Here is an 11,466-nt window from a genome sequence, read left to right as displayed (position 1 = left end):
CGTGGCCGTAGAACGCCGAGTCCCCGCGCAGCAGCACCAGCCCGCTGCGGTCCGGGCCGCCGGCGCCGACCGCCCGGGCGGTGCCCAGCGCCTCGGCCACCAGGTGCTGCGCGCCGCGGGCGGACTTGACCGCCCCCCGCCGCAGCCGGGCGGCGCCGATCACCGGCGCCGCGGTCGGGGTGGAGATGGTGGCCAACAGCGCGTTCAACCCTTTGATCTTGTTGTAGCCGTAGCCGGCGCCCTGCTTGGCGTAGCCGTGGGTCTGGCGCATCGTGTCGTCCAGGTCCAGGAAGGTCATCCGGTCGGCGCCGGGCAGCAACGGCGTGGCCGCGGCCAGCGCGGTCAACACCGCCGCGGCCACCGACTCGAGCTGGCGGACGTGGCCGAAGGTGAAGCTGCGCAGGAACGTGCCCAACGTCGACGGTGCCCGGATGCCGGCGAACAGCCGGCCCATGCCGCCGTGCCGGAGCAGGTCCATGTCGGCGATCGAGTCCGCGCCGGCGATCATCCCGGCGACCAGCGCCGGCACCTTCACCGGGGCGTTCACCCCGCCGGTGGCCTTGAGCGTGAGCTTCTCGGCGACCAGATCGGCGAACCGGCAGGACTGCGCGAGAGCGAGCACCGGGGCCAGCCCGGCGGCCGACACGAGGTTCGGATCATCGAACGTCGCCGACAACGCCGACGAACCGTGAGACAGTCGCATCCAGCGGATGCCCTTCTGCGCGGACCGGTCAAGCCTTAGACAAGCCCGATCGTTCCTCGTCAGAGGGGCATTCGTGCTTTCCGACGCGCAGTCACCGCCTATTCGACGGTGGATCGAGGCTGAGCCAGGCCTCGTCCTGCGTCAGCGGTCGTAGAAGGCCAGCCGGGCCTCCGGGGTCAGCAGCAGGTACAGCTCGACCGCGGCCAGCACGAGCAGCGGGAGGCCGATGAGCGGCTGGCCGTTCTGGAACGCCGAGGTGTAGCCGAACAGCCCGATGAGGACCTGCAGCACCACCACCGGGCCGCGCGCCCAGCCCGACACCCGCCACAGCCCGACGGCGGCGGCACCGAGCAGCACCGCGAAGAACCCGACGTAGACGACCTCGGCGAGGGCACGACCGGTGCTGTCGGGGTCGGAGGTGACGGTCAGCCAGAGCAGCCACAGCGCCAGGCCGGCGAGCACCGCGGCCTCGACGGCGACCACCAGCGCGGCGCGGCGGACGGCGGGCGGCGCCGGCGTCCGCTCCCGCGCCGGGCGCTCGGGTCCGGGGTCGGCCGAGGCACCGAGCAGCCGGTCGACCAGCCTGCGGCCCCGGGGGGCGTCGGTCCCGCCGTCCTGCGTCACGGCCGCGAGGGTACGCGGCGGCGGCACTCCGCCCGGCGGTCCGACCGGCCGAGTGGCGCACCGGGACGGGCGCGTGGCGGGGTCGGCCACGGCGCTGGCCTAGCCTGACCGGCATGCGTGCGCTCGTGGTGGCCAACCCCGCTGCGACCACGACGACCCGTGCGGTCCGCGACCGCGTGCTGGCCCTGCTGCGCGGCGACCTCAAGGTGGACCTCGCCGAGACCCGCGCCCGCGGCCACGGCGCCGCCCTGGCCCGCCAGGCGGTCGTCGACGGCGTCGACGTCCTCGTCGTCCTGGGTGGCGACGGGACGGTCAACGAGGCGGTCAACGGCCTGCTGCACGCCGGCCCGGCACCCGGCCTCCCGCTGCTGGCCGTCGTCCCCGGCGGCTCCACCAACGTCTTCGCCCGGGCCCTGGGCCGCGCGCGGGACCCGGTGACCGCCACCGAGGAGGTGCTCGCCTCGCTGCGGGCCGGCCGGACCCGGCTGGTCTCGCTCGGGACCGCCAGCGCCCGCGGCGCGTCGGCCGTGCCCGCCACCGGTCCCGCACCCGAGGTCGCGCAGGCCGCGGCCGACACGGCGGCCGCCGCCCGGCCGGAGTGGGGCGAGCCCCGCTGGTTCGTCTTCAGCGCCGGGCTGGGCTTCGACGCCGACGTCATCGCCCGGGTCGAGGCGCGCCGGGCCCGGGGACGCCGCTCGACCGGGGCGCTGTACGTCCGGGAGGCGACCCGGGCGTTCGTCCTCGGCGCCGAGCGCCGCCGGCCGGCGATGACCCTCGAGGTGGCCGGTGCCGCCCCCGTGGACGGGCTCTTCCTCTGCCTGGTCTCGAACGTGGCCCCGTGGACCTACCTGGGGGCGCGGGCGGTCAACCCGACCCCGCAGGCCTCCTTCGACACCGGCCTGGACGTGTTCGCCATGGGCCGGGTCGGGGTGCTGCGGATGCTGCACCACGTCCGGCAGGTGCTCGCCGTCCGACCGGACGCCCGCGGCCGCGGGGTGCACCGGTTCCACGACGTGGCCGAGGTGACCCTCACCGCCGTCCGCCCGCAGGGCTGGCAGGTCGACGGCGACCACCTCGGGACGGCGACGGGGCTGCGCCTCACCGGCGTCCCCGCGGCCCTCCGCGTCGTCGGCTGACCGCCTCGGCGACCACGGCGTATTCGCACGTCAGGGACCTGCTGTCAACAGGACCCACGGCGTCCGGATCGGGCCGAGTGGCGGGCCTACCATGCCCGTGGTGAGCTTGCTCACGAGGGGTCCACCGATCCCCTCGTTCTGCTTGACAGGCCCCTCCGCCGTGAAAACATCGCGGGAGAAAGCAACCTGTCGGTAACACATGCACGAAGTCGCTGTGCCATGGCGCTGGGCACCCCGGTGTCGGCCTGCGGAACGGTCTACAGGCCGGCGACTGGTGCACCACACCGTAGACGACATCGAGGAGAACACAGCCATGGACTGGCGCCACCGCGCGCTCTGCCGGGACGAGGACCCGGAGCTGTTCTTCCCCATCGGGACGACCGGCCCGGCGCTCGTGCAGATCGAGCAGGCGAAGGCCGTGTGCGGGCGCTGCCCCGTCACCCAGTCCTGCCTGGACTGGGCCCTCCGCTCGGGGCAGGACTCCGGCGTCTGGGGCGGGCTGTCCGAGGACGAGCGCCGCGCCCTCAAGCGCCGCCAGGCCCGCACCCGGGTGCGCACCGCCTGACCTGCCGGAACCACCCTCCCCGGTCCGGACCGGGGAGAGCACGACAGCGACGAGGCCGGCCCGGATGTCCCCGGGCCGGCCTCGTCGCTGTCTCCACTGCTTCCACTGTCGCCCTCCGGGCTCCGACCGCGGCCCCGTGCCGTCCCCGGCCCCGGCCGAGCCGTGCGGCCGCTCCGCTCGTCGGGGACCCTGCGGGCCCCGCTCCTTCCGGACCCCGCGGCCACGTGCCGTCCCCGGCCCGGGCCGCTGCGGTCCGGCGGGTCAGCGGCGCGGGCGGCCGGCGCCGGGAAGGGTGAGCACGGCCTCCGTCCCCGGACCCCCGCCGGCCGGGGCGCCCATCGAGAGCTCACCACCGAGCTCGGTGGTCACCAGGGTGCGCACGATCTGCAGCCCCAGCCCCTCGCTGGCCGCCGGGTCGAAGCCCTCGGGGAGCCCCGAGCCGTCGTCCCGCACCCGCACCACGAGATCCTCGCCGGCGCGCTCGGCGACCAGCTCGATGGTGCCCGGCAGCCCTTCCGGGAAGGCGTGCTCGGCCGCGTTGTGCAGCAGCTCGGTCACCACCAGCACGAGGGGTGTGGCCGCCGCGGCGGGGAGCTCGCCGAAGCGCCCCGTGCGGAGGGTGCGCGCGGCGGGCCCGACCGAGGCGAGGTCGCCCACCATCGGCAGCACCTGGTCGAGGACGTCGTCGACCTCCACCACGTCCTCCCGGCTGCCGGCCAGCGTCTCGTGCACCACGGCGATCGAGGCCACCCGGCGCACCGACTCCTCCAGCGCCTCGCGGGCGGCCGGTTCGGTCATGCGCCGGGCCTGCAGCCGCAGCAGCGCGGCCACCGTCTGGAGGTTGTTCTTCACCCGGTGGTGGATCTCCCGGATGGTGGCGTCCTTGGTGAGCAGCGCCCGGTCGCGGCGGCGGACGTCGGTCACGTCGCGGACCAGCACCAGCGCCCCCTCCTCCGCCCCGGGCGCCTGCAGCGGCAGCGCGCGCACGAGCAGGGTCGCCGCCGTGCCCTCGACGTCCATCGGGTCGGGGAAGCGCCCGGCCAGCGCCGCCCGGATGCCCGCCACCACCGCCTCGCCGGCCACCCCGTCGGCGGCCGCACCGCGGGTCAGGGCGGCCAGGTCCGCGCCGACGACGTCGCCGGTCACCCCCATCCGCCGGTACGCCGACAGGGCGTTGGGGCTGGCGTAGACGGCCCGGCCGGAGGCGTCGAGCCGGACCAGCCCGTCCCCGACCCGGGGGCTCATCTCCGCGTCGAGGATGCCCCGCGGCGGGAACGTCCCGGCCGAGACCATGAGGCAGAGGTCGGCGGCGATGTCCAGGTAGGTCAGCTCCAGGGTGGACGGCGCGCGCGTGACGGCCAGGTTGGTGTCCTTGGCCAGGACGGCGACCACCACGCCGTCGTGCCGGACCGGGATGACCTCCCGCCGCCGGGGCGTCGTCCCCGACCAGTCCGGCTCCCCCTCGGTCACCGGGCGGCCCTCGCTGCGGGCCACCTCGAACGGCTGGGCGGCGGCCCCGGTGACCTCGGCACCCACCAGGTCGTCGGGGTGGCTGGTCGGGGCGGTCAGCGGCCGCACCTGCGCCACGCACCACCACGGCCCGTCGGCCAGCGGCACCCACAGCGTCAGGTCGGCGAAGGAGAGGTCGGCCAGCAGCTGCCAGTCGGCGACGAGCCGGCGGGCGTGGTCGACCTGGGCGGGTGCGGACGCCGACCCGCGGGTGAGACGGTCCGAGAGGCTGTTCATCGCCGCCGAGCGTAGGTGCAGCGCCCCGCTAGGCTGGCGCGACGTGGAGAGCCCGCCGACCCCGCTGTCCGTGGAACCGGCCCGCCCGGAGGACCACCCCGCCATCGCCGAGCTGACCGTGCGGGTCTACGTCGACGACGGCCTCGCCGGGCCGCAGTACACCGGGCAGCTGGCCGACGTGGCCGGGCGGGCCGACCGCGCGCACCTGCTCGTCGCCCGGGACGGCGACCGGCTGGTGGGCAGCGTGGCGCTGGTGCTGGAGGGCGACTTCGGCGAGGTGACCGAGTCGGACGACGAGGCCGCCTTCCGCATGCTCGTGGTCGACCCCGCCGCCCGGGGTCGCGGCGTGGGGGAACGGTTGGTCGCCGCCTGCCTGGACCGGGCCCGCGCGGCCGGGAAGCGGCGCATGGTGCTCTCCACCGACGTCCGCATGGCCGGCGCCCACCGGCTCTACCACCGGCTGGGCTTCACCCGGCTCCCGGAGCGGGACTGGTCGCCGCTGCCAGGGGTGGAGCTGCTGGTCTACGCCCGCGACCTGTGACGGCTCCGTGCCCGGGCGCTCGAGTGGCGGGGGCCGGACGTCCTCCCTAGCCCTCGACGACGGTGGCGATGAGGTCGCCCTCCTGGAGCACCTCGCCCTCGACCACGTGCAGCTCCTGCACCGTTCCCGCCCGCTCCGTGAGCACCGGGATCTCCATCTTCATGGACTCGAGGATCACCAGGGTGTCCCCCGCGGCCACCTGCTCGCCGGGGGTGACCAGCACCTTCCACACGCTCGACACCATCTCGGCGTGGATCTCCTCGACCGCCACCGGCACCTCCCGACCGCCTGCCCCCCGGACCGGGCCCGCGGGCCCGGCGGCCATCCTGGCACGCCCGCCCCGGTCCGGCGGCACACGGCGGTCAGGGACGCGGCCGCAGCCGCCCGGTGGCGAGCCGGTCGAGCACCGCGCAGACCTCCGCGCCGTCGTGCGGCACCCCGGTCTCCGGCAGCCCGGTGAGCACCTCGGCGGCGGCCCGCGCGGCCGTGGCGGTGTCGGGGGCCCCGGCGCTCACCGTCGCGAGCAGCGCGTCGTACCAGCCGTCCAGCCGGTCGCCGGGATCGTAGCCGCTCACGGCGACCACCTCGGCGCCGGGAGCGGCGGCGCGCCGCCGCCCGGACACCGGGAGCGGGCCGGTCACCCGCCCCGCGGTGCCCGGCGGCAGCGTGGAGCGCAGCTGCACCGCGACCGCCCGCCGCGGGGGGCCACCGGTCACCGCGGCCTCGGGGCCCAGGGGGGCGGACGCCGCGCTGCGGAGGGCGAGCTCGACGGCGTCGACCCGGTGCGCGCGCTCGAGGACGGCCATGTCCAGCGAGAAGCCGGCCGCGACCTCGGCGAGGTCCCCGCCCTCGGACACCCCGACGGTCACCAGGCCGCGCCAGCCGACGTCAGCCAGCCGGCGCGCCGCCGCGGGCGGCTCCGGGGACGTGTCCGGCGTCCACGCCACCCGGGCGATCCCGGCGGCCCGGTCGCGGCTGACCGGGGTCAGGCAGCGCAGCCCGTCGTCGGTGACCCACGCCAGCAGTCCCCGCTCGCTGGCCGGCTCGATGCCGTCGCCGCCGAGGCGCTCCAGCACCGCGGCCGGCGGCCCGACCCAGGTCAGCCCGGCGGCGACGACGGCCCCGGCCAGGCGCGCGTTGCCGGCCAGGGCCGGGGGCACCGGCAGCACCGCCTGCACCCGGGTGCGCCGGGCGGCCTCCACGATGCGGTCGACGGCGAGGTAGGAGTCGGCGGCCGGTGCCGGGCCCAGCAGCACGGACTCATCGGCGAGCCGGACGTGCCGCGCCCCGCGGTCGGCCTCGGAGTGGACGGCGACCGCCTTGACGCCCAGCCGCGAGCAGGCCGACACGACCGCGCAGGCCGCAGGGCCCCGCCCTGCCACGAGGACGCTCTCGATCCCGACCCGAGCCACCGCTGCGCTCCTCTCCCGGCCCTGCGTTCCGGGCCCTCCACTCCTGCCCTGCCGACCTGCTGCCGTCCCCGCCCGCCCCGGCGGACCCGACCGCGCCCACCCCCACCCTGGACCCTGCCCCGCCGGCCCACCACAGGCGGTCCCGGCTGCCGAACCGCCCGTGAGACGCTGGAGGGGTCAGCCACGCCTCCGTCCCGCGCCCCTGCGGGCCCGGGCGGTCACGCGTGCACCAGGGGGCCCACCGGGCCCGGCCCGACGAGCAGGAGAGGAGGGCAGCGATGTCCAAGCGTGGACGCAAGCGGCGCTCCCGCAAGGGGAACAAGGCCAACCACGGCAAGCGGCCCAACGCCTAGAAGGACCCCCTGCCCCCCGCCACTCGCACGCTCGCGGCGGGACCCTGCAGGGGGGCCAGGAGCCGAGGCGGGACCCCCCTGCCCCCCGCCACTCGCACGCTCGCGGCGGGACCCTGCAGGGGGGCCAGGAGCCGAGGCCGGACCCCGTCCTCCCCACCCCTCGCTCGGGGCGGGACCGGAGGACGGGGCCGTGCGCGGGAGGCCCGGGGCCCTCGGCCCCGGGCCTCCCGCGACCACGGGCTCAGGCGGTGGGGCGCTGCTCGGTCCGCTCGACGGTCAGCCGCTCGACGCTGACCTGCGTCCCGTCCTCCTCGAAGGAGACGCTGGTGAGCTGCAGCTTGATGCGGTCCCGGAGACCGGGCGGCGGGGCGTCGCCACCGCAGCGGCGGCGGACCAGCGCCTTGAACTCCTGCTCGATGCCGAACTGCCGCAGGCAGGGCGAGCACTCGTCGAGGTGCTCGGCGATGACCTCGCGGCGGGCGTCGTCGGTCTCGTGGTCGAGGAACTCGAACACGTGCGAGAGCACGTCGTCGCACGAGTGGATCTCGATGGGCTCGCCGGCCGGGGGGCGCTCCTCGGCGCTCATGACTGGCTCGCCTCCTCCCCGGCGCCGGCGCGGACGAAGCCGCGCTCGCGTGCGTAGTCGGCCAGCAGCTTCTGCAGCCCGCGGCGGCCGCGGTGCAGGCGGGACATCACCGTGCCGATGGGCGTGCCCATGATCTCGGCGATCTCCTTGTACGCGAAGCCCTCGACGTCGGCGAGGTAGACCGCGAGGCGGAAGTCCTCCGGCAGCTGCTGGAGGGCCTCCTTGATGTCGGAGTCGGGCAGGTGGTCCAGCGCCTCGATCTCCGCCGACCGCAGCCCGCTGGAGCTGTGCTCCTCGGCGGCGTACAGCTGCCAGTCCTGCACCTGGTCGGTGGGGTACTGCTGCGGCTGCCGCTGCTTCTTGCGGTAGCTGTTGATGTAGGTGTTGGTCAGGATCCGGTACAGCCAGGCCTTGAGGTTGGTGCCCTCGGCGAACTGGTGGAAGGCCGAGTAGGCCTTCACGAACGTCTCCTGGACCAGGTCCTCGGCGTCGGCCGGGTTCCGGGTCATCCGGAGGGCCGCCGGGTAGAGCTGGTCGAGGAACGGCAGGGCGTCGCGCTCGAAGCGCGCGTCGCGCTCGGCTCGGGTCTCGGCGACCTCGGTGCGGCTGCCGCCGGCCCGGGCCTCGGGCACCTCCACCGGGGCCGGCTGGGGGTTGCGCTGCACGGACTCCTCGGGCACCGACCGTCCTCTCTGCGGCGCCCGGACGCGGGTCACCACGTCGGTCGATCCTAGTCGCGCGGCGTCGGGGCGGCCCGGGGGCCGTCGGCTCGGGACCCGCGGACGGGTGCTGCTGGACACGGTGCTGCTCACGAGGGGTGCAACCGCCCCGCGACCGGCGTCCATTCCCCGTCGCGGTGCTCTCCGGTCGGCGCGGCTAGGCTGCCGCGCCGTGGCGGCGACCCCCGCGGTGCGGGCCCTGGAGAAGGCCCGCGTGGTGCACACCCTGCATTCCTACGACCCCGACCACCCGGCCGGCCAGGGGCACGGCGAGGCCGCGGTGGCGGCCCTGGACGCCGACCCGCGGCAGGTGTTCAAGACCCTGGTGACCCGGGTCGACGGCGCGCTCACCGTGGCCGTCGTGCCGGTGAGCGGCACCCTGGACCTCAAGGCGCTGGCCGCGGCCGCCGGCGGGCGGCGGGCGGCCATGGCCGACCCGGCCGACGCGGAGCGGGCCACCGGCTACGTGCTCGGCGGGATCAGCCCGCTGGGGCAGCGCAGGGCCCTGCCGACCGTCGTCGACGAATCGGCCCTGGACCTCCCCACGGTCATGGTCAGCGCCGGGAAGCGGGGGCTGCAGGTGGAGCTCGCGCCGGCCGACCTGGTCCGCCTCACGCGGGCCCGCACGGCCGCCATCAGCCGCTGACGCCCCCGCCGCGGGGACCGGCCAGGACCCGGGGCGGCCGATGACCCGGGGCGGCCGATCAGGAGCCGGGGGCGGCGTAGGGCGTCAGCAGCTGGTCGACCGGCGCGTGGTCGTCGGTGAGGACGTCGGCGTCCCCGGTGAAGGCGGCCAGCTCCGCACCCCCGGCCACCTGCCAGTCGAGGTCGTGCGCGGCCAGCGCGGCCCCGATCGCCGCGGTCGGCAGCGGCGTCTGCGCGGCGACCGCGACCACGTTGCCGCCGTCCCGCCCGGCGAGCACCGGGCCGGGCGCCAGCAGCAGCACCGAGCCGAAGACCTCCTGCAGCGTGGCCAGCTCCGCCCGGACGAAGCCCAGCGGCGGGTTGTCGATGAGGTTGGCGACGTAGACGCCGTCGTCGACGAGCGCGCGGTCGACGAGCCCGAACGCCTCCACGGTGGTCAGCTGCCAGGGCACCGACAGCCCGCCGAAGGCGTCGCCGACGACGAGGTCGCGCGCGCCGGGCGCCTCGTCGGCCAGGCCGACCCGGGCGTCGGCGACCCGCACCCGCAGCCGGTCGGACTCGACGAGCCCCAGTTGCTCGCGGTCCATCGCCACGACGCCCGGGTCCACCTCCAGGACCAGGCCGGAGGTGCCGGGGCGGACCTCGGCGAGGTAGCGCGGCACCGTCAGCCCCCCGCCCCCGAGGTGCAGCGCCGACAGCGGCTCCCCCTCCGGGGCCACCGCGTCGCTGACGGCGGCGATCGCGCGGACGTACTCGAACTCGAGGTGCGTCGGGTCGTCGAGGTCGACGTAGGAGTGCCGCAGCGTGTCGAGCAGGAGCACCCGGCCGCTCTCCCGCTCCGGGTCGGCGACCACCCGCGCGCAGTGGTAGGCGGTCTCCTCCTCGCACGGGGTCGGCGCCACCGCCGCGAGCAGGGAGCCGACCAGCGCCAGCCCGAACAGCGCGACCGGCACCTGCCCGGCCCCGCCGGCGGAGCGGCGGCGCAGCAGCACGCCGACCGCGCCCCCGGCCAGCACGGTGACCAGCCCCGTGCCGACCAAGATCCCGCTGGTCGGGAACACAGCGACCAGCACGAAGCCGGTGAGGAAGGTGGCCGCGATCCCGCCGAGCGTGCCGATGCCCGAGAGCCGGCCGACGACGGTCCCGGTCTCGGCCAGGCTGCCCAGCTGGAGCTTGACGATCATCGGCGGGACGGCCGAGAGCAGCGCGGCGGGGACCACGACGGCCACCGCGGCCAGGAGCAGGACGCTGCCGGCGTCGGCGCCGGAGAGCCAGGACCCGGCGAAGCGGACCAGCGGCAGGACGGCGACCACCAGCGCGCCGCCGGCGACCATGAGCGGGGTGATGAGCCGCCGCGGGTCGCTGCGGTCGGCGGCGGCCCCGCCCGCCCAGGCGCCGACCGCGATCGCGGCCAGGGCGAACCCGATGACGGCGGTGTTGGTCTGCAGGGTGATGCCGACGTAGGGCGCGATCAGCCGGAGGCCGGCGATCTCGAGCACCAGGACGGCGCCGGAGGTCAGGAAGGTGACCCCGACCGCGACCCAGCCGGGCAGGGCGGTCGGCCCGCCGGCCGGCGGGCCGGCGGGCGGTGCGGTGGGCGCGGCCGCGACCGGCCCCCGGTCGGCGCTCCCCCCGGTCCCCGCCACCTCAGAAGAGGGCGGGCTGGTCGGCCGGCGGGCTGACCGTCTCGGCCCGCTCGGTCAGCTCGCGCCCGTTGCAGCGGACGTCGTTCACCCGGGTGCTCACCGGGCGCAGCTCCAGGGCCTCGACCAGCTCGGGCGGCGTCGGGGCGGTCAGCTCCGCGACGTCCTCACGCGCCGGGTCCAGCCACTCCGCCCAGCGCTCGCGGGGCAGCACCATCGGCATCCGGTCGTGGATCTCGGTGAGCGCCCCGACGGCCGGCTCGGTGATCACGGTGCAGGTGTAGAGGCGGTCCTCCCCCGTGCCCCACACCTCCCAGAGGCCGGCGAACGCCAGCACCGAGCCGTCGGTCGGGGTGATGTAGTACGGCTGCTTGGCCGGCGAGTCCAGCCGCTTGGCCCACTCGTACCAGCCGTCGGCCGGGACCAGGCAGCGGCGGGCGCGGGCGGCCGACCGGAACGCGGGCTTCTCGGACAACGACTCGACGCGCGCGTTGAGCATGCGGTTGCCCACCGTGGCGTCCTTGGCCCACGAGGGGACCAGGCCCCAGCGCACGGCCCGCACCTCGCGGTGCCCGGCACCGGTGGGCCGGCCCTCGGCGTCGCGCTCCTTCTTCCACCGGACGACGTGGACGTCCTTGGTGGGCGCGACGTTGTAGTCGGCCGGGAGCGCGGGCTGGCCCTCGGCGGGGACGGCCTCGAACTCGAGGGCGAGGTCCTCGGGACGGCGGCTGGCGGCGTAGCGGCCACACACGGGGCTGCTCCCTCCGGGTCGGGGCGCCGGGGTGCGTGCCGG

At 76.6% G+C, this 11,466-nt stretch carries 13 protein-coding genes and 1 pseudogene; 5 read left to right on the top strand and 9 right to left on the bottom strand.

What is annotated here, in order from left to right; all coding sequences use genetic code 11:
- Together D0Z06_RS09670 and D0Z06_RS09665 are read right to left on the bottom strand one after the other, a co-directional pair.
- Positions 1-703 (bottom strand): annotated as a pseudogene (locus D0Z06_RS09670) (IS1380 family transposase); the annotation flags it as partial.
- Positions 704-844: 141 nt separating this feature from the next.
- The gene (locus D0Z06_RS09665; protein WP_233517567.1) at positions 845-1,327 is read right to left on the bottom strand and encodes a hypothetical protein; all 483 of its coding nucleotides are present in this window, start codon (positions 1,325-1,327) and stop codon (positions 845-847) included.
- A 113-nt stretch (positions 1,328-1,440) separates the two neighbouring features.
- Here D0Z06_RS09665 and D0Z06_RS09660 point away from each other — a divergent pair, with 113 nt between their 5' ends.
- On the top strand, positions 1,441-2,463 hold the full coding sequence (locus tag D0Z06_RS09660) for a diacylglycerol/lipid kinase family protein (protein ID WP_117377138.1): 1,023 nt from the start codon (positions 1,441-1,443) through the stop codon (positions 2,461-2,463).
- Between the two features lie 274 nt (positions 2,464-2,737).
- The gene (locus D0Z06_RS09655) at positions 2,738-3,028 is read left to right on the top strand and encodes a WhiB family transcriptional regulator (protein ID WP_458339532.1); all 291 of its coding nucleotides are present in this window, start codon (positions 2,738-2,740) and stop codon (positions 3,026-3,028) included.
- 261 nt (positions 3,029-3,289) lie between these two features.
- On the opposite strand, the gene D0Z06_RS09650 is transcribed toward D0Z06_RS09655, so the two are convergent.
- Complete coding sequence (locus D0Z06_RS09650) at positions 3,290-4,774, bottom strand: sensor histidine kinase (RefSeq protein WP_117377136.1); 1,485 nt, start codon at positions 4,772-4,774, stop codon at positions 3,290-3,292.
- A gap of 43 nt (positions 4,775-4,817) precedes the next feature.
- Between D0Z06_RS09650 and D0Z06_RS09645 the strand changes: the two genes are divergently transcribed.
- Positions 4,818-5,315: a GNAT family N-acetyltransferase gene (locus D0Z06_RS09645; RefSeq protein ID WP_117377135.1), complete on the top strand. Its 498-nt coding sequence runs from the start codon at positions 4,818-4,820 to the stop codon at positions 5,313-5,315.
- A 46-nt stretch (positions 5,316-5,361) separates the two neighbouring features.
- Here the strand turns inward: D0Z06_RS09645 and D0Z06_RS09640 are convergent, their stop codons facing one another.
- Both D0Z06_RS09640 and D0Z06_RS09635 read right to left on the bottom strand, forming a co-directional pair.
- Complete coding sequence (locus D0Z06_RS09640; RefSeq protein ID WP_117377134.1) at positions 5,362-5,586, bottom strand: biotin/lipoyl-binding carrier protein; 225 nt, start codon at positions 5,584-5,586, stop codon at positions 5,362-5,364.
- A gap of 91 nt (positions 5,587-5,677) precedes the next feature.
- Positions 5,678-6,727, bottom strand: coding sequence for a biotin carboxylase N-terminal domain-containing protein (locus D0Z06_RS09635; protein WP_117377133.1), 1,050 nt, complete (start codon positions 6,725-6,727; stop codon positions 5,678-5,680).
- A 278-nt stretch (positions 6,728-7,005) separates the two neighbouring features.
- Here D0Z06_RS09635 and D0Z06_RS27100 point away from each other — a divergent pair, with 278 nt between their 5' ends.
- Positions 7,006-7,080 carry a 50S ribosomal protein bL37 gene (locus D0Z06_RS27100; protein ID WP_014377707.1) on the top strand — a complete coding sequence of 25 codons (75 nt, stop codon included), beginning with the start codon at positions 7,006-7,008 and terminating at the stop codon, positions 7,078-7,080.
- A 241-nt stretch (positions 7,081-7,321) separates the two neighbouring features.
- Here the strand turns inward: D0Z06_RS27100 and rsrA are convergent, their stop codons facing one another.
- Together rsrA and D0Z06_RS09620 are read right to left on the bottom strand one after the other, a co-directional pair.
- The gene (gene rsrA, locus D0Z06_RS09625) at positions 7,322-7,666 is read right to left on the bottom strand and encodes a mycothiol system anti-sigma-R factor (protein ID WP_117377132.1); all 345 of its coding nucleotides are present in this window, start codon (positions 7,664-7,666) and stop codon (positions 7,322-7,324) included.
- Positions 7,663-8,346, bottom strand: coding sequence for a sigma-70 family RNA polymerase sigma factor (locus D0Z06_RS09620; RefSeq protein WP_304999756.1), 684 nt, complete (start codon positions 8,344-8,346; stop codon positions 7,663-7,665). Before D0Z06_RS09620 ends, rsrA begins: the two co-directional genes overlap by 4 nt.
- Before the next feature lie 211 nt (positions 8,347-8,557).
- On the opposite strand from D0Z06_RS09620, the gene ybaK reads away from it, so the two are divergent.
- Positions 8,558-9,031: a Cys-tRNA(Pro) deacylase gene (gene ybaK / locus D0Z06_RS09615; RefSeq protein ID WP_117377130.1), complete on the top strand. Its 474-nt coding sequence runs from the start codon at positions 8,558-8,560 to the stop codon at positions 9,029-9,031.
- 58 nt (positions 9,032-9,089) lie between these two features.
- On the opposite strand, the gene D0Z06_RS09610 is transcribed toward ybaK, so the two are convergent.
- Together D0Z06_RS09610 and D0Z06_RS09605 are read right to left on the bottom strand one after the other, a co-directional pair.
- Positions 9,090-10,676, bottom strand: a complete 1,587-nt coding sequence (locus tag D0Z06_RS09610; protein ID WP_199522229.1) for a fused MFS/spermidine synthase — start codon at positions 10,674-10,676, stop codon at positions 9,090-9,092.
- 1 nt (position 10,677) lies between these two features.
- Positions 10,678-11,424 (bottom strand): SOS response-associated peptidase, encoded by a 747-nt coding sequence (locus D0Z06_RS09605; RefSeq protein WP_117377129.1) that lies wholly within the window; start codon positions 11,422-11,424, stop codon positions 10,678-10,680.
- Positions 11,425-11,466 lie beyond the last annotated feature (42 nt).

Origin of the sequence: Geodermatophilus marinus, from assembly GCF_003428645.1 — a bacterium.
GTDB lineage: Bacteria > Actinomycetota > Actinomycetes > Mycobacteriales > Geodermatophilaceae > Geodermatophilus.
This window is presented reverse-complemented; position numbering and strand designations above follow the sequence as displayed.